Below are 17,839 nucleotides of genomic sequence, written 5' to 3' on the forward strand. Positions count from 1 at the left end.
GGCCATTTTTTTATTTCAGCCACGGATAATTATGTTTTCGCTTTTTCAGTATAAAAAAAAGGGTAAGACACCCGTTATTCGCCAGCATGAATTTACCGAATGCGGACTGGCTTGTCTGGCGATGGTGCTGGGGCACTATGAACACCACGTCTCCGTCAGCCAGCTGCGCAGGGAGCTTTCAGTCTCTGCCGACGCGGGAACCTCAATGGCGGAATTAATGACCCTCGCCAGCGATAAAAATATGACTGGCCGGGTGCTTAAGGGCGAACTCACTGAAATTGAAAGTGCCGAACTGCCGCTTATCGCCTTCTGGCGCGGCAACCACTTCGTGGTGATCGTGAAGGTCGACGGCCGCAGCGTGACGGTTCACGATCCGGCCAGCGGCGTGCGTCGCTACAGCCTCAAAGAGGCGCAAAAACTCTTTACCGGCTACGTGCTGGAGCTAAAGCCAACGCCGCGCTTCGACAAAAAAACGCCTGACGAGACGCTCACGCTGGGACGGTTGGCCAATAAATCCCCGAGTTTATTCCAGCGGCAGGTGCTGCTGTTTGTGCTCTCGATTTTTACCCTCATCACCATGCTGGCCAGCCCCACCTACGTGCAGCTGATCATGGATGAGGCTATCTCGCGCAACGACAACGATCTGGTGATCTTACTCACCGCGATTTTCGCCATCGTTTTTATTTTTGAAGTCATTGGTAAGTTCCTCAAGCAGATACTTGAGATCCTGATGCGCAACATTGCCTATGACGACCTCAGCCAGTCGGTACGCCGCTATATGCTGCGCACCCAAACCGGCTGGTTCCGCAGCCGCCCGCCGGGCATTGTGCTGGCGATTGAAAAATCACTCCATGCCTGCGCGGAGTTCATCAGCAATGGCTATGTGCAGATCCTCTTTTCCAGCCTGATTGCCTTCACCAGCCTGCTGTTTATGCTGCTGTATAACGTGAAAATCGCCGTGCTGACGATGCTGCTGATGGGGGTTTTCTTCCTGATCCGTTTTTCGCTGATTGGCCCTTACCAGCGTGCGGTGGACGACTCCATCGAGCGCACCGCGAAGTATGAATCGCTGCTGGTGGAGACGCAGAAGGGGATCATCACCCTGAAGGCCAACAACATGGAGCAGGCCCGGGACGCGGTGATGGACAAATCCCAGCGCGAACACATTGCCGGCCTGATGCGCAAAGAGCGCCTGCTGGCCCGCTTTGATATCGCCTCGCTGCTGGTAATTAACGCCGAGCAACTGCTGGTGGTCTGCTTCGGCGCCTGGCTTATCCTGGAAGGGCAGATGAGTATCGGGATGCTCTACGCCTACATAAGCTACAAACGCTATTTCTCCGATGCGATGGTGCAGGTGGCGCAAAAGCTGCTGGACAAAAATGCGCTGAAAGGGCCGCTGGATCGCGTTGGCGACCTGCTGTTTGCCCCCTCCGAAGCCAGCCAGTTCGGCCGGAAGATTGTTACCTCGCCCGTCAGTCTGGAGTTTGAGGATGTCTCTTTTGCCTACCCGGGGCGTGGGGCGACGCTTCAGCACATCAACATGACCCTGAAGCAGGGAGAAGAGGCAGTGATTGTCGGCCAGAGCGGTTCCGGGAAAACCACGCTGCTGCGTCTGATCTCCGGGATGTTGCTCTCCACCTCGGGCAGTTTGCGGATCAACGCGATCCCCATTACCGAGTGCGATCTCTCCTCGCTGCGCCAGCATATTCGTATCGTGCACGCGGACGATATTCTCTTTACCGGCTCAATCCTGGATAACCTCTCCTGTTTTGATAGCGCCCCGGACAAAGAGCGGGTGATTGCCGCCTGCCGTCTGGCGGAGATCGACCACGTTGTGGCGCGTCTGCCGCACGGCTATGAAACGGAGCTGCTGCCGGGGAACACTTTTTTTTCCGCCGGGGAGATGCAGCGTCTGGTGCTGGCGCGTGCCCTGTACAGCCAGCCGAAGCTGCTGCTGTGCGATGAAGTGACGGCGAACCTCGATAAAACCACGGCGCAGAAGGTGTTGGCGAACCTGCGTGGTCTGGGGATTGGCCTGGTGTTTGTCACCCACGCGCCGGAGGTGGTCGGCTGCCACGGACGGCTCTATACCATGGAAAACGGCACGCTGCGGGAGAATGAGCAATGATGTTTCTGCCCCGTCTCTATGCCCGACTTTGCGCCCGACAGGCCGGACGCACGCTGCTGGCAGGCCGGATCACGCAAAACTACAGCCAGTTTATGCGCTGCCCGGAGGCCGACGTCCCGGCCGATTTCCTGCGCCAGAACGCCCGGGAGATGAGTGGTTTTAACTTCGTGGAGCAGATCTTCCCGCCCGCGCTGTGGCAGCGCAACGTGCGCTTCGATCTGCACGCCCGCGTGGCGGAATTCACCCGCGAGCAGGATTTCTATTCCCGGCCTCGCACCCTGCTGCTGGGCATGCGCTGGGCAGGTTTTGGCCTGATCGCGGATGCGCTGCTTGCCACCGCGCCAGAAGACGTGCGCTTTCAGTTTGTCACCCGCCATCCTGCGCTGCACAAGCTCATGGCCGCTCACGAAGGGCGACGTGCAGGGGCGTTTTTCGCTCCACAACGGCTGGTGACCGTGCTGCTGATGGATGAACGCCTCCCGGATGCGCCTCTGTTCATGACCCACGCGGGCGACCAGAAAGCGTGGCTAACGGATGTGTCGACGCGATTTTTAACGCGCTACGGATACGCGATTCGCACGCTGCTGCCTACCTGTTCGCTGCACTCGGCGGAATTTGGGTTAGAGAGCCAGACGTATGCGCCAGCGGACTACCGCCAGGCTGCCACCGCCACGCTGAATGCGCTGCGTAAAACCCCCACGCTCTGGAGTGCATGGGACGATCTTTCAGTGATTTATCATGGATGACATGTCGTGAAATTAAAAAACCGAAACCGACAACGTCGGGCGCTAATCCCGCACCATTTTTCAAAGAGCTACGAGATCAACGCCCCGCGGCTGAAAAGCGTGCTGACGCTGTTTATCTCCTTTTTCCTCTGCCTGCTGGTCTTTTCTATCGTCTTTAATTTTTCGGAGACCACGCTGGCGCGCGGCGTGCTGATCCCGGCTCAGGGTGATGTGGAAGTTCGTGCCAGAGAGTCCGGCACCATCGTTGATTTTGCGGTGCGTCCGGGCCAGTACGTGAAAGAGAATGACCCGCTTTTTACCGTTTCGCAGGATTACGGCGGCAAACAGGGGTCGGTGGTGCAGTTCGACCGCCAGCAGATGGAAGCAGAGAAAAAGCGCAGCGAGCAGCGCATTCAAGCCATTGATGATTCTATTGCGTCCTACCGCAAAAATCTGGCGCAGCAGCTGGATCTTACCGCCCGACAGATAGCGGTTTCCCGCGATAAGGTGAAAAAGCTGCGCGCGCTGCTTAAAAACAACACCGACACGTACGAGGCGTGGAAATCGGTGTCGGGCAAAGGCTATGTCTCAAAGGTGGATCTCGATAAAAGCCACAACGACGTGCTCAACGCCCAGCTCAACCTGACCCTGGAGGAGAGCACCATCCTTGACCTGGAGGCGCGTAAAACCAGCCTCACCGACAGCACCCAGTCGCAAATCGACTCCCTGAGCGAGGAGCAGCTGTACGTGAAGAACCGGATCAGCGAAATCGACCGCAACCTCTCCAGCCGGGGCAGCTCAACGATGGCGATGCTGGCTCCTGCCGACGGCTACGTGGTGGCGATCAACTTCCCGCCGGGCCGGGCCATTACGCAAAACAGCGAAGTGGTGGTGGTGATCCGTAAAAATACCGCCGCCTCGATGGAGGGGTATCTCTATGTGCCTGCCACGGGGGTGGGCCGGGTGGCGAAAGGGGATAAGGTGAAGCTGCGCTTTGACTCCTGGCCGGTGGATAAATATGGCTCGGTGGAGGCAACCCTGTCTGATTTCTATGAGGTGAATATCGATGCCCATTCGGCGCTCATCCCGCTGCAGGAGGGGCAGAACTACTACCTTGCCAAAGTGCAGGTTCCTTCCTGGTTTACCGACCCGGACAAGAAAAAGCGTCTGCTGATGGGCGGGATGACGGTTAATGCCGATATCGTTATCGATCGTAAGCCGCTCATCAACCTGCTTATCGCGCCGCTGGAGCGAGTGCGCAAGCGGTTTATCGATTGACCCGATTTCATCGGTTATCGCCCTTTAACCCACATTGTTAAGCCGGGTAACGGGCTATCCTCCTTATCACACCAACCGGAGGATAGCCCATGAACATCACCCATATTCGTAACGCCACCCAGCTGATTACCTACGCCGGAAAACGTCTTTTAATCGACCCGATGCTCGCCCCGAAGGGCGCTTATCCGGGTTTTCCCGGTACGGCGCATGCCGACCTCCGCAACCCGCTGGTTGAGCTCCCCGTAGACGTCAACACCCTGCTGGACGCCGACGCGGTGATCGTCACCCATATCCATGACGATCACTGGGATCGCACCGCAGCGGAACTGATCGCCAAAGACAAACCGATCTACGTGCAAAACGACAGCGACGCCGCGCTGCTGCGCAGCCAGGGGTTTAGCAACCTGACGGTCATGACCGATGCGACTACCTTCGGCGACATTCAGATTGCGAAAACCCACGGCGGCCAGCACGGTACCGACCGCGCTTACGCCGTGCCTGAGCTGGCGGAGCGGCTGGGCGAGGCCTGCGGCGTGGTGCTGCGCCATCCTGATGAGAGGACGCTCTATCTGGCAGGGGATACCGTCTGGCGCGAAGAGGTGGCAGCCGATCTGCAAAAGCACCAGCCGGATGTGGTGGTGCTGAACGCCGGCTATGCCCACGTCATTGGTTTTGGGCCAATTATTATGGGTCAGGAAGACGTGCTCAACGTCCATTTCCTGCTGCCGCAGGCTAAAATCGTGGCGAGCCATATGGAGGCCATCAACCACTGCCTGTTGACCCGCAGCGCGCTGCGTGAGTACGTTGAAGCCAACCAGGTGAGTGACGCAGTGAGCATTCCCCAGGACGGTGAAACCGTTATATTCTGAGTGTGTTAAAGGGAAGGGAGAGGCAGATGTCGCTAATCAACGTCGCAATTGTCGCGGTGGACGGGTTCAGCCCGTTTCACTACTCCGTTCCCTGCATTCTGTTTGGCGATTCGGTCTCCGGCGAAAAGCGCTTTAACGTCACTATCTGCGCCGAAACGCCAGGTTTTCTCACGTCAAAAGACGGATTTGCCCTCAACGCTACGGAGGACTACTCCGCCATTGGGCTGGCCGATATTGTCGTCGTTCCCTACTGGCAACACGTCCTTGAACGCCCGCCTCAGACGCTGCTCGACAGCCTGGTACAGGCAAGAGACAGCGGCGCGGAGATCGTCGGGCTGTGTCTTGGGTCGTTTGTGCTGGCCTATGCGGGGATCCTCGACGGCAAGCGTGCGGCCACCCACTGGGAGTTCGAACGCCAGTTTCAGTCGCTCTTCCCGAACGTCCGGCTGGATATCAACGCCCTCTACGTGGATGACGGCAATATCATCACTTCCGCAGGCACTGCCGCCGCGCTGGACTGCTGCCTGTATATCATTCGCCAGCGCTTTGGCAGCGTGGTCGCAAACCAGATTGCCCGCCGGATGATTGTTCCGCCCCACCGCGAGGGCGGGCAGGCGCAATTCATTGCCCAGCCGGTGCCGAAAGATACCCGGGACGGACGGATTAACTGCCTGATCGACTATCTTCAGCAGCACATCACCGAACCGCATAGCCTGGACTCGCTGGCGGAGGTGGTCTCAATGAGCCGCCGTACGCTGACCCGTCATTTTGTTAAAGCCACGGGGATGAGCGTTGCCGACTGGCTTACCGCCGAACGCCTGCGGCGCAGCCAGCTCTTGCTTGAAGCCGGAAATATGCCCGTTGAAAGCGTGGCCGAGCTGGTGGGGTTTAATTCTGCTGTTACCTGGCGACAGCAGTTTAAAGCGCGTTTTGGGGTCAGTCCGGCGGAGTGGCGAAAGACCTTTCGGACTCACTCGTAGGCCGGGTCAGCGCAGCGCCACCCGGCGTTTACCCCAGCCTCTCCACCCTCGTCTCCCCCTCCACCATAGACAACTGATACAGCGAGAACGACCTCTGCTTCTCAATCAACTTCGCCAGCTCCGGCGAGTGGCTGGTGAGCCAGATCTGCGAGTAGCGGCTTGCCTCGGCGATTAAGCTCGCCAGTGCGGGCAGCATCTGCGGGTGCAGGCTGTTTTCCGGTTCGTTCAACGCGATAAACGCCGGTGGGCGCGGGCTTAACAGCGCTACCGCCAGGCACAGAAAGCGCAGGGTGCCGTCGGAGAACTCCGCCGGTTCCAGCGGCCTGCTCAGCCCCTCGCGCTGCATCATCATGCGGAAACGTCCGCCGGTGTTGTCGCTGTAAAACACGCAGCCGGGGAAGGCCTGGTCGAGGATGCGCATCAGCAGCAGCTCGTCGCCAATCTCCACGATGGTTTGAAACGCCGCCGCCAGGTTGGCGCCGTCGCTGGCCAGCACCGGAGAGCGGAAGCCGACCTGCGGGGCGCGCATCGCCGAGCCGGATGAGACGGAAAACTCATGATAAAATCGCCAGTTACGCAGGGACTCGCGCATCTGCGACACTTCCGGGTAAAGATGCGGTTCGCCGAGCTGTCCGAATACCGATTCATTCTCATACAGCGTGCCGCTGTGGGTCACTTTCTCGTGATGCACGTTATTCAGAAACACCGCCTGATTTTTACGCTTCATCAGCTGTGACGAAGGCCGACGGTGCTGACCGCTCAGCCAGATGGACTCCTCTTTGATCACCGGATCGAGCTGAAACTGCGAAGGATAGGGCAGCTTCTCCACAAACCCGACCTGCAGCTCGTATTCGTAGGTCTCTGTTTCCACCGCCAGGTTCATCCGCCTGAGCTGGTCGCTGCGGGTTTTACCTGCCCAGAACACCTTCAGAATGCCGCCTTCGTTCGCCAGCGCCTGGGAAAATTGCCCCTGCGCGGCGCTATGCATCAGATGTATCGCCTTGTAGATATTCGATTTCCCGGTGCCGTTCGGCCCGAAGACGATGTTGAGCTGCTCCAGCTCCAGCGACATATCGCGGATGGAACGATAGTTTTGGATGTGCAGGGTGTTAATCACAGGCAGGCCCCTTTCTGCAGAATAAGCCTGTATATAATCACAGCCTTTTAGATAAAATGCAAAAAAGAGACGACAGTGAGGGTGTCGTCTAAACGGGGTACTGCTTTGGGCCTCTAAGGGTCAATGGGCCTTCGCATTTTTATGATCACTTAACAGCCAGACGCAGACCCAAATCATCAGGATAGGGATCAAAGTAGTTTTGCGTCATCAGATACCGGTCAGGGTATTCGGCCAGATAATGCTTCAGCAGCGTGATCGGCGCGAGGATGGGCAGCAGCCCGTCGCGGTAGTGCAGGATCACGTCGCGCAATTCGCCGCGCTGGCGGCTGTTGAGCTGGTTACGGAAATAGCCCTGAATATGCATCAGCACATTGGTGTGGTTTTTCCGCGAAGCGGGTTTCTTCAGGATGGCCATCAGCTTATCGCGGTACGCCACGAAGAAGGCGTCCAGGTCTTCCCACTCGTGCAGCGAGGCGACGAACGGGCCGATTTCGCGGTAGCCCGCCTGATGGTGCGCCAGCAGCTGGAGTTTATAGCGGCTGTGGAAATCCAGCAGCGCGCGGCGCGTCAGGCCGTTGGCGCGCAGCGTGTTCAGTTCGTGGAGGGCGAAGACGCGTTCAATGAAGTTCTCCCGCAGCACCGGATCGTGCAGACGACCATCTTCTTCCACGGGTAGCCACGGCCGGGTTTCAAGGAGCGCGGCGGTGAACAGCCCGACACCCTCCTTGCGGCCCTGGTTGCCGTTTTCATCATACAGCCGCACGCGTTCCATGCCGCAGCTTGGGGATTTCGCACAAACGATAAAGCCCGCGAGATCGCCGATTTTCGGCAGGTATTCCGCCGTAAAGTCGGCCATTTTTTGCGTGACATCGTCGTGAGGCGGCTTGCTAAAGCGCATTTCGAATTCACCGCGGGTGGTCACCGTGAGGCGCAATGCTGGCCGGGGCGTTGGCAGGCCAATCGCCATTTCCGGGCAAACGGGCCTGAAATTCACCCACTGGGCCAGCTCGTCCATGACAAAGCCCATACGCTTGTGTCCGCCGTCAAAGCGAACGGCGGACCCGGTCAAGCATCCGCTAATACCCAGTACAGGTTTCGTTGTCATGGTGTGTACCTCCAGTTCTCATACTTAAAACTTACACAATATGACTATTTTGTCCAAGTATTGGCGGAATTATTTTTTATACTCTTTAATAATCAATGCTGTTTAGCTGCCTTTGTAGGTCGAGTAACCGTACTGGCTCAGCAGAAGTGGAATGTGCAGTTTCTCGTTGGTGCGGGTCACGGTGAACAGCACTGGGACTTCCGGGAAGAAGGAGTCCAGCTTTTTGGTGTGGAAGTAATCTGCGGTTTTGAACGTCACTTTATACACGCCAGGCTGCATGTCCTGATCCTGCGGATAGAGCGATTTGATACGTCCGTCATGGTCGGTTTTGCCGCTGGCAATCGGGGTCCATTTGTCCTGCTGCTGCTTCTCCAGCGTCACGGTAACGTCCGATGGCGGCATCCCGGTTTGCTGGTCAAGAATGTGGACGCTCAGGGTGCCAGCGGGAGCGCTAAAGGCAGCAGGGGTAAAGGCCATCGCGGCCAGAATCAGCAGAGGGGGCGTTTTTTTCATGGTGTTTTCCTGTGGAGTTATTCGTCACAGGAAAACGTTAGCATCTGCGGCGCGGGAAAATATTCAACTTTTCGTGAAGATTCCCGCAGGAGAAAATTATCAGAGGATAATCACTTCAAGCGATACCTGCTGCTGCCACTGCTCCAGCTGCTTTTTCCGCCCGGCGGTGAGCTTACCGCTGGTGACCAGAAGCCATTTGCGCTCCGGGAATATTTCCGGTGCCAGCGCGTCAGGGGGCGAGGGCAGAATGTCGATCCGGTGGCCCTGCCCGGTGCGCGTTAAGGCTTCGAGCCAGATCTCGCACGGGTCGTTCAGGTGCCAGCCGCTGAGCAGAATATTATCGCCCGGCGCTTTTTTATCACCCTCAAGGCAAAACGAGGTGTAGGCGATGATGATGCCGTCGAGGATCGCGCGCAGGGTCATGGCGGCGGCGACGTTAGCTGAAACCTGGCTGCGCAGCGGGCGCAGCACGTTCGCGACCAGCTCCGGCCTTGGGTATTCGCGTCCAGCGTCGTAAATCATCTGGCGCAGGGACTCGACTTTGCCGTCCTGCAGGCGTTGCAGCATGTTCTGCTGCAGGGTTTGCCAGTTGTTGGTCCGGCCCGGCGTGGGGCGTTCCAGCAGCGGTTTGACCTGGCCGATCGGGACGCCTTTTTTTACCCAGTCGAGGATTTTTAGCGCCTGCTGGACGTCTTCATCGCTGTACTGGCGGTGGCCGCCTTCCGTGCGCTGTGGCTTGAGTAAACCATAGCGACGCTGCCACGCCCGTAGGGTGGTGGCGGTGATGCCGCTGAGTCTGGCGAATTCGCCGATGGAGTAAGCCATGTCCGTGTCCAGAGTGGAGGAATACTCTCAATATACTACGAATTCTCCCGAACGGGATGAAGCACCGAAACGGTGCACTACACTTAACATCCAACCGTGCAAATGAAAGGAATTCTCATGAAGCTATGGCCTGTTGTGACCGGTGTTGCCATTGCCCTGACCCTGGTTGCCTGCAAATCCCCCACGCCGCCGAAAGGCGTGCAGCCGATTTCCGGTTTTGACGCCAGCCGCTATCTCGGCAAATGGTATGAAGTCGCCCGTCTGGAAAACCGCTTTGAACGCGGGCTGGAGCAGGTAACCGCCACCTACGGTAAACGCAGCGACGGTGGCATTAGCGTGCTGAATCGGGGGTACGACCCGGTGAAGAACAAGTGGAGTGAGAGCGAAGGCAAAGCGTATTTTACCGGCGAACCGACCACGGCCGCGCTGAAGGTGTCGTTCTTCGGCCCGTTCTACGGCGGCTATAACGTGATCAAGCTCGACGATAAGTACCAGTACGCGCTGGTGAGCGGCCCGAACCGCGATTACCTGTGGATCCTGTCGCGCACGCCAACCCTTCCTGAGGCGGTGAAGCAGGATTACCTGAACACCGCGCGCAGTCTGGGCTTCCGGGTTGACCAGCTGGTGTGGGTGAAGCACTAACCTCTACTGGTAGGAAAACGTAATGCTTGCCAGGGCATTGGCCGAACCGGGGACCAGTTCGCCGGTTCGGATGTACTGCGCCTGGAACGGCAGCGACAGGGTTTGTGCCGCGGTGGTGCTCTGGATAAAGAACTGGTTCGTTGTGCCCGCCGCCGAGCTGTCTGGCCCCATCATCAGCGGGCCGGTGCCGTTGTAGAAAAACTGCACCCCAACGCCGGACGCCGTGGAGTCGCCGGTCAGCGTCACCACCGACGAGGTATTCGACGGCGTGGTCTGATCGGTCATCACCGCGTTAACCGCCACGTTCGCGTCGCAGGTCAGGCTGACGTTAAACGACCCGGAAGGTGACGTGCTGCCCACGGTGGTCAACGTGCGGATATCAATCGTGCCCAGATCGACATTTGCGCTTTTTGTTCCCACCGTACAGCCGCTCGCCGTCACGGTAATGGCGGTGGGGTTAATGATCACTTTTGCCGTTTTGACCTCGTTGTTATATGCGGTCAGGACCGCGGCGTTGATGGTGGGGATCTGGTAAACCCCTGATTTCAGCGCCGTGCCGGTCTTAATAAAGGTCACCTTGGCGGACCAGCCCAGATCGGTGGCGTAGCCATTGGTCCCGTCCGCCGGGTAGCTTTGCGTAATACCGCTCTGCAGCGGTATCCAGGCGGAGCCGTTAAAATCCTTCAGCCCGATGATATAACCCACGCCTGGGACCCCAGTTTCAAAAATGGTGTAGTTCACTCCATCGACGGTGACCGTCATCCCGCTCGAGATGGCGCTGCTGCTCGGCTCCAGCGTGCCTTTGGAGCAGGTAAAAACAAGCCCGCACCAGAACACCTGCTGCACGCTGGCGGTAGCGCTCCAGGTCGATCCGATTATGTTGCCCGGTACCACCGAATCCGCTGGCCCGTTGTAGGTCATCGGCTGAGGGGAAAGGGTAATATCCGATTTCCACTCCATCGCCTGTACGCTGGTGCAGAGCAGTAATCCGGTGATAAAAAACACTAAACGCATCATTGATACTCCGTAGTCCAGGTCGCGAAAGCAGAGACGTCTCCGGCATTGACGGGCGCGCCCGTGGCGGCCAGTCGGGCATAGAAGGTCATCTCTACGCTGTCATCGCCCGGTGTGCCCCAGGCGGTGGTTTGCGTGTTCAGTGGGAGCAGCACGCTGTCTTTATCGAGGATCTGCACCGCCACGCCGGTTGCGCCGCCGTCGGCAATTTTCACCAGCTGCGGGTCGTCATTGTCCGGCGTGCCGCTGAAGCGGATTTTTACCCCGGCAAAGGTCGGCCCGCAGGCTTCAAGCCTGATCGTGAAGGGCGTTTTGATATTGCTTACCGCCCCTGCGCGGGCGAACTGTTTCATCCCAATGGTCCCCAGCGGTACCTCTTGCTCTTTGGAGTCCGCGGCGACAACACAGGTGTTGCCGATCAAATTCCCGGTGACGGAAACCAGCACGTCATAGCCGCGAACGGGGAGAGTAAAAAACAGCAGCAGGACGATGCTGGTCATCCGGAGCGTTACTGACATACCACCTCCTGTGAATAAAGGCCGGTGCGGGCATTATAATTTTGCTTATTTAACGCATAGTTAATGGTGCAGCGCTGGTCGCTGTTGCGGCCCCACACTGCGCTCAACATGCCCTTAACGGGCAAGCCGGACAGATACAGACTGCCGCCGTCGCCAACGATGCCGCTGGTTTTGTCATCACTGAGTGAGACCAGCGTGCCGAAGGGGAGCACGTCGTTGCCGTGACGCACGATAAACATTGCTTTTGCCCCCTGGCGCGTGACGATGGTGGCACGAACCAGGGCGCCGTCGGTGGGCGTTTTGTTGACGATGGCATTCTCGAGCTCCACGTCGTTGCCCGCCGTGGTGACGTCCAGCGCAACCTGATTGACGCGATACGGCGTGGCGTAGGGGATCACCGCGTATCCCCGGCTGTCGGTTTTGATGCCCTTGTGATTAAGCACGGAAACGTTGCTGGCCCCGGGAGCTTTAACCAGAATATTGGTATTGCCGAGCGGCTGGCTTAGCGTCAGGCCATCTTCATGCAGCACCGCGCCGCCGCTCATCCCGTAGCTGAGGTTTTGGGAATCGCGGGTGTAGCTGTAGCCGAGGTTATAGTCTCCGCGCGCACCTTCGTACTGCAGGGCGACATCACCGCCGTACTGTTGCTGCTTGCTGTAGCGCTGGTTAACGCTATAAAACAGGTTCTCCTGGCCCGGCAGATATCCGCTCACGCCGGTGCTGGCGGTGGTGCCGGTAGAATCCGCATGGGTGGTTGTAAACCGGGCGCGCGTGGCGAGCTGCGGGTTACCAAACGGCACCGACAGGGAGAGCGCCAGAAGGTTCTCTTTCTTGTTGTCATACAGGCTGGCGCTGCGCTGAACGCTGACGCCAAGCGACACGTTACGAAACGTGGCGTTCCACGCGAACTGCAGGCTTTGCGTGGTGTTTGACGTGTTCCAGTAGGTTTGCTGATCCCACGACAGTGACAGCGAGCCGTATTGCCCCATCGGCTGCGACAGCAGCAGCTGGTTCTTGGCTTTACGCGACATCCGCAGGTTGTACACGGTGTCGTAATGGGTGGTGACGGTGCCATCGTCTTCCACAATCTGCTTTGGTGACCCGCCCGCCATCCCTTTGTACGTGGTATCGCTGAGGGTATAAAACCCCTCAGTGGAGTAGCGCAGCGAGAAGAAGTTTACCCGCGTACCGGTGTCGTTCAGCAGCTTGCTGTAGCGCAGTCGCACGGAATCGCCTGTGTAGTGCCGATCGTCCGCCAGCCGGCTGCGGGCGTGGGTCAGGTCAATGGAGTAGGCACCAAAGCGGCCAAGGTTTTGCCCAACCCCGAACGCCAGACCGTTATAGCGATCGGCAAACTGCGCCCCGCCGTAAAACGTCAGGCCATAGCGCCAGCCGTAGAACAGCTCGCCCTGTGCGAAAGAGGGTGACGCCTGATCCCCCATCGGGCGATAGGTCCCGGCACCGAAGGCGTATTTCACCTGCCCGTTACGCACCAGGTTCGGCACGCTGGCAAAGGGAAGGGTGTATTGCGTTTGGCTGCCGTCGTTCTCCTGAATGGTGACCGCGAGATCGCCACCTGACGATGTCGGGTAGAGATCTTTCAGCACAAACGCCCCCGGCGGAACGGAGGTTTGATAGATGATGTTGCCGTTCTGGCGAACCGTTACGGTGGCGTTGCTGCGCGCGATGCCGCGGACTTCCGGCGCGTAGCCACTCAGGCTGGCAGGCAGCATGTTGTCATCGGTTTTCAGGGCAATACCGCGCAGGCCCACGGAGTCAAAGACCTGTGCCGAGGTATAGGTTTCACCGGCGTACGCCTGGGCATTCAGGCCGGGGATATCCCTCTGCAGCCAGGTTTGCACGTGAGTGAGCTCGTTGTTGTCTTTGGTCCACGTGGTGAAATCACGCAGCCGCCACGCGCCGAGGTTGATGGCGCTGTTCAGGCTTGCAAACAGCTGCCGATCGCGCGTGCGCGTCTCGCCCTGATATTCATTGTTCGAACCATTCACCACATAATTCAGCCACGCGGCAGGAATGCCTGCCTCCCAGCTTTCCGGGCTGACGTACCCGCGCGGTAAATTGCGCATCGCACTTTGCGGCACGGTGAAGTTCAGGGTGAGCGTCTGCTGGTCAAAATCAAACCGGGCATCGGCAAATGCCTGTGTCAGGAAGACGCAGCGCTGCGCCAGCGGCAGTGCGCCGCCTTTTGCCTGCTTGCTATCGATGCCCAGCGCGGCGATTTGTTCAGGTGTGAGGCACGGCAGGGCTTCTCCCGCCGTATTTTCAGCAATGCGGAACGTGACATTCCCGGTGAACGCGTAGTTGTTATTGATATACACGTTGAGGTTGTAGTCTCCTGGCGGCAGCGCGCTCCCGGCGTTAACCCAGGCGAGATCGGCGCTGTTTGCGCTCTCGCCGTTGAGAAACGCGGGGTTAAATTGCAATTCGCTTTCGGCAGCCACGGCTTGCCGAATCACCAGGGAGATCACCGTGGCGCACAGGATTTTTCTTTTCACGTGGTCACGCCTTACTGTTTTTATTATTGGGATAACGACGCGCGCGTGGCGGGGGTCCATGCCCCAAAATCGTTAATGGTCTGATAGCTCATGCTGCTTGCATGGCTGAAGGTTTCGGCCAGCGTCAGGCTGGATTTCGGCGGTACCATCACCGGCTGTACCGGCATACCATCAATTTTCACGTTTATAGTGGTGAGGTAGTACGGCGTTGGGTTCGTGAGCGTGACTTTCCCGGCGCGATAGGCGCCAGAAAGGCTTTTCCATGCCTCGCCTGCGCCTTGTCCGAGACTCTGCGGGCGATAAAAGACCTTGATGCGGTTTGCTGACGCAAACTGCAGCGAATTACCTGAACCGCTTTTGGTCTGCTGCGGGATGGCTTTGACCGTCATCCAGTAGAGCGTTTCGCGATCTTCCGGCAGGGCCTTACCGTTAAACATGATTTTCACCGCGCTTTCGCTGGCGGGTTTCATGACGAACAGCGGTGGTGTAATCACGAAATCGTTGGTTTTCTGTCCTTTCTCGTTTTCCACCCATGACTGGATCAGGAACGTGGCATCGGGATGTGTGTTCCTGACCTGCAGCATGGACTGGGTGGTGGCGCTGGAGTAGACCATTCGCGTTGCGCCCAACCCCACGCCGCCGGCATACGCGGCGGTTGAACATACTGTGGCAGCCAGGCAAATCCAGGTGTTTACGCGCATAGTGACGCTCCTCAAAGCTGAGTCAGGCCCGGCCAGCAGACCGGGCCTGAAAATTACGAATAGGTAACGGTGTAGGTCGCGACAGCGCTGGCATCACCCGCGGTGGCACCGCCCTGCGGCGAGTAATATTTCGCGCTGAAGTTCAGGGTGTTGGCACCTTTACGCAGAGGGATGGCCGCAGCAGGTTCACCCAGCTTCACTACGTTGCCCTGTTCGTCATAAAGGCGAATCGCCACATGCTGCGCGGAACTGGCGCTGCCGTTTGCTCCAACGGCCAGGCTATTGGCATCGGAGGTGTCCGGCGTACCGGTGAAGGTGACGGCCACGGTTGTTGCGGCAATCGGGTTCTCATCCGTTGAGGCTGAGGTATCGGCGATTTCGCAATCTTCCAGGGTGATGGCAAACGCTTTTGCCGTGCTGGCCTCACTGCCTGCGGCCGCCAGCGTCGCGGTACGCACTTCGCCCATATCAACGTCAATGTTGGCGCTTCCTGCGCTGATGGCGCAGGCGGAGGTCACGACTTTGCCGCTGAAGTTCACCGTACCGCCGCTGGTGGTTGCCGCCATGGCGGAACCGGCAGGCAGCAGAGCGGCAATGCTTAATGCCAGGAGTGAGCTGTGTTTTACGTGTGCTTTCATTTTTTAATTCCTTTGTTGTTATTGATGAGATTTGCTCTGAAAGCGGCAGGTCTAACTGGTTAAAAAGACCAGCAAATCTGTCTTATTCCTGAGCCCGAGTTTTCGTATCGCGGAGCTTTTTAAAGCGCTAACCCGGCGATAAGAAAGCTTCTCTATTTCTGCGATGTAACTCATATCCAGTCCGTTCCGGATTTCCTTTAAGACCCTCCACTCTCCGGGCGTCAGCGATAACGCCGTTGGTTTCATTTTTGGGCGATAACGGCTATCGACCATTTTTAATAATTTTGCCCGCCAGTGATAAACCGATTCATGCAGCGAGATATAGGCATCGATATCGCCTCTGATCCATTGCGATGAATGCGCAGGGGCGGAGTACATACAAACAATTACGCCGGGATATTTCGCTTTTATTCTTTTTAGCCCATTAAGATAATCATATCCCGTGTGATATTTGTCAGATCCTGATAACAGGAGAATATCAATGGGTGTGGTCGATAATACGTTATCAAGCTGCTGAAAATCCCCGGCTGTAATTTCAATGTGAGATTCTGGCGTAATACTCCTTAATAATGTGATGATGCCCTTTCGTGCAAAATGGTCGCCACCCATTAACGCGATGCGTAAATGTTGTTGTGTTTCATTCTTATTCGCCATGTTAGTCCCTCGATTTATAATAGTAATAAGACAAACCGATACGGTTAAGGTTGGTCTGTATTCTCGAAGTAATCACGCTATGCATGGTGTAGGCCTACTATACGCCGGCCATAAAAGAGGTAATCTGAATTAATCTTAACTTGTATTAATTATCGATTCTGATACCGCTGATGATCGGACATCCTGTTAATGTTTCTCCTCGTTATTGCCTGTAAATAATCATAACCACTTTTTTTTATTAATATCTGGCTTTGTTAAATGTTGTGTAAGGGAAGTGTCTGTTGGTGTCAGTGCGGGTGCTGAAGTGCTTACGGAGGATAACAATTTCCGAGTGTTATCATCGATTTATACTGATGATACCGCAGGGTGAATATTGCTAAAAATAGCGTTATCTATTGATTTTAAAGGAGGTTAAGAAAACTTAAGCGTTAAGCGCTCTGTATATTTCAGACGTCCATGTCCACGGTGTTCAATTGCGTGTTTTGTATGGTTTTGTCAGTGTCAAGCATGGCGGACTACTCCTTCTCTGCCGCCTTGTTTATTCATCACTTCAGAAAACTTCAGTGATAGAATGTCGGGCCCAGCCAGAGCACGCCAGAGCGGCGTTTAACGCGTCTCACGCTTCAGTGAAGTGACAGAGAGAAGAGAGGAAAATAAGATTTTTCGCCAATTGCTGATATATACAGCATAAGCTTTATCAGCCACATTAATCCTTAAGTTATGTGGCGAACGTATTCAACATTCGCCGGTGTACTGATATGTCGTCGTGAAGAACGGCGCAATTGAACGGAGAACACTCACCAACGCTATGCATAAGCATTACATCATAAATAATAGAGTTGAGTTTCATCCCGCGGCCAGTACGCTGAGGGATATCGCCAGTCCCGATCGGGTTGTGGTTTTAAATTCCCCGGCAGGCCGATGTCTGTTGTTATTAATAGAAAGAGCCGGGACCATTGTCACACAACAGGAATTTCTGGATATTGTCTGGCAGCGCCGCGGTATGCTGGTCTCGCCAAATACTTATTATCAAAACATCTCTATTCTGCGAAAAGGGCTGAAAAAGATTGGTTTTGAGGTTGACCCCATCGTCACTATTCCGCGCATTGGGTTAACGCTGGCGAGCGATACGCAAATCGTGATTAAAGACGCCCATCCTCGCCCAACGGAACAGCCAGAGGAAGAGGCGCCTGAGCCACGCGTCATGACTTCGCCTGCCGTGCCGCCACCGTTGTTGGCGGAACCGGTAGCCGTAACCGGCGCGTCCGTTCATCGCTCCCGGTGGCTGACCTGCATCCTGATCGCGCTGCTGGTGCTGGTTGGGGCTGGTATCGTGGGTCACAGCAACGCGCGTGAAAATCGCTTTATCGATGATTATCGGTTCGCTGCCATGGTTGGGGCGTGTCATGTCTATCTTGCTCAGGATATTCAGACCCAGGATGAGCGGTCGAAAGCCCTGACGTATGTGACGCAGTTTAAGGACGCGTGCACGAGCTATCCGTGGGTGTATATCAGCTGGTACCCCCTGCTGCCGCGTGCGTCCGTGATTCGGTGTGACAGATCGATGAAGGAGCCGAATCGCTGCATCTCTGACTATTTTATTGAGGAGCGCTAGC

17 protein-coding genes are annotated in these 17,839 nt (G+C 56.8%); 7 read left to right on the forward strand and 10 right to left on the reverse strand.

Annotated elements, in window-relative coordinates:
* Positions 1-31 precede the first annotated feature (31 nt).
* The 5 genes from E3U32_RS07745 (at position 32) to E3U32_RS07765 (ending at position 5,980) form a co-directional block, all read left to right on the forward strand.
* Positions 32-2,128, forward strand: coding sequence for a peptidase domain-containing ABC transporter (locus E3U32_RS07745; protein ID WP_134348307.1), 2,097 nt, complete (start codon positions 32-34; stop codon positions 2,126-2,128).
* Entirely contained in the window at positions 2,125-2,874 is a 750-nt protein-coding gene (locus tag E3U32_RS07750; protein WP_134348308.1) for a hypothetical protein, read from the forward strand. The genes E3U32_RS07745 and E3U32_RS07750 overlap by 4 nt, the downstream gene beginning before the upstream one ends.
* Positions 2,875-2,880: 6 nt before the next feature.
* Complete coding sequence (locus E3U32_RS07755) at positions 2,881-4,131, forward strand: HlyD family secretion protein (RefSeq protein WP_134348309.1); 1,251 nt, start codon at positions 2,881-2,883, stop codon at positions 4,129-4,131.
* 89 nt (positions 4,132-4,220) lie between these two features.
* Positions 4,221-5,000 (forward strand): MBL fold metallo-hydrolase, encoded by a 780-nt coding sequence (locus tag E3U32_RS07760; protein WP_134348310.1) that lies wholly within the window; start codon positions 4,221-4,223, stop codon positions 4,998-5,000.
* A gap of 26 nt (positions 5,001-5,026) precedes the next feature.
* Positions 5,027-5,980, forward strand: a complete 954-nt coding sequence (locus E3U32_RS07765) for a GlxA family transcriptional regulator (protein WP_134348311.1) — start codon at positions 5,027-5,029, stop codon at positions 5,978-5,980.
* A gap of 28 nt (positions 5,981-6,008) precedes the next feature.
* Here the strand turns inward: E3U32_RS07765 and E3U32_RS07770 are convergent, their stop codons facing one another.
* The 4 genes from E3U32_RS07770 to E3U32_RS07785 form a co-directional block, all read right to left on the reverse strand.
* A complete protein-coding gene (locus E3U32_RS07770) occupies positions 6,009-7,097 on the reverse strand; it encodes an AAA family ATPase (RefSeq protein ID WP_134348312.1) in 1,089 nt (362 codons plus the stop codon).
* 145 nt (positions 7,098-7,242) lie between these two features.
* Entirely contained in the window at positions 7,243-8,202 is a 960-nt protein-coding gene (locus E3U32_RS07775) for a YbgA family protein (RefSeq protein WP_134348313.1), read from the reverse strand.
* A gap of 102 nt (positions 8,203-8,304) precedes the next feature.
* On the reverse strand, positions 8,305-8,715 hold the full coding sequence (uraH, locus tag E3U32_RS07780; RefSeq protein ID WP_134348314.1) for a hydroxyisourate hydrolase: 411 nt from the start codon (positions 8,713-8,715) through the stop codon (positions 8,305-8,307).
* Positions 8,716-8,814: 99 nt separating this feature from the next.
* A complete protein-coding gene (locus E3U32_RS07785; protein ID WP_134348315.1) occupies positions 8,815-9,540 on the reverse strand; it encodes a MerR family transcriptional regulator in 726 nt (241 codons plus the stop codon).
* Positions 9,541-9,657: 117 nt separating this feature from the next.
* Here E3U32_RS07785 and E3U32_RS07790 point away from each other — a divergent pair, with 117 nt between their 5' ends.
* A complete protein-coding gene (locus E3U32_RS07790) occupies positions 9,658-10,182 on the forward strand; it encodes a lipocalin family protein (RefSeq protein ID WP_134348316.1) in 525 nt (174 codons plus the stop codon).
* 3 nt (positions 10,183-10,185) lie between these two features.
* On the opposite strand, the gene E3U32_RS07795 is transcribed toward E3U32_RS07790, so the two are convergent.
* From E3U32_RS07795 to E3U32_RS07820, 6 genes are read right to left on the reverse strand one after another with little or no spacing between them, the layout of a single operon-like run.
* Positions 10,186-11,196 (reverse strand): fimbrial protein, encoded by a 1,011-nt coding sequence (locus tag E3U32_RS07795; RefSeq protein ID WP_134348428.1) that lies wholly within the window; start codon positions 11,194-11,196, stop codon positions 10,186-10,188.
* Positions 11,196-11,714: a fimbrial protein gene (locus E3U32_RS07800; protein ID WP_134348317.1), complete on the reverse strand. Its 519-nt coding sequence runs from the start codon at positions 11,712-11,714 to the stop codon at positions 11,196-11,198. Before E3U32_RS07800 ends, E3U32_RS07795 begins: the two co-directional genes overlap by 1 nt.
* The gene (locus tag E3U32_RS07805) at positions 11,705-14,230 is read right to left on the reverse strand and encodes a fimbria/pilus outer membrane usher protein (protein WP_134348318.1); all 2,526 of its coding nucleotides are present in this window, start codon (positions 14,228-14,230) and stop codon (positions 11,705-11,707) included. The genes E3U32_RS07800 and E3U32_RS07805 overlap by 10 nt, the downstream gene beginning before the upstream one ends.
* 23 nt (positions 14,231-14,253) lie before the next feature.
* Positions 14,254-14,931 (reverse strand): fimbrial biogenesis chaperone, encoded by a 678-nt coding sequence (locus E3U32_RS07810; protein WP_134348319.1) that lies wholly within the window; start codon positions 14,929-14,931, stop codon positions 14,254-14,256.
* A 53-nt stretch (positions 14,932-14,984) separates the two neighbouring features.
* Positions 14,985-15,569, reverse strand: coding sequence for a fimbrial protein (locus tag E3U32_RS07815; RefSeq protein WP_134348320.1), 585 nt, complete (start codon positions 15,567-15,569; stop codon positions 14,985-14,987).
* Between the two features lie 51 nt (positions 15,570-15,620).
* A complete protein-coding gene (locus E3U32_RS07820; protein WP_134348321.1) occupies positions 15,621-16,223 on the reverse strand; it encodes a helix-turn-helix transcriptional regulator in 603 nt (200 codons plus the stop codon).
* Positions 16,224-17,031: 808 nt separating this feature from the next.
* Here E3U32_RS07820 and E3U32_RS07825 point away from each other — a divergent pair.
* Positions 17,032-17,838 carry a winged helix-turn-helix domain-containing protein gene (locus E3U32_RS07825; RefSeq protein WP_134348322.1) on the forward strand — a complete coding sequence of 269 codons (807 nt, stop codon included), beginning with the start codon at positions 17,032-17,034 and terminating at the stop codon, positions 17,836-17,838.
* Position 17,839 lies beyond the last annotated feature (1 nt).

It is taken from the genome of Lelliottia nimipressuralis (genome assembly GCF_004402045.1).
Lineage (GTDB): Bacteria > Pseudomonadota > Gammaproteobacteria > Enterobacterales > Enterobacteriaceae > Enterobacter > Enterobacter chinensis.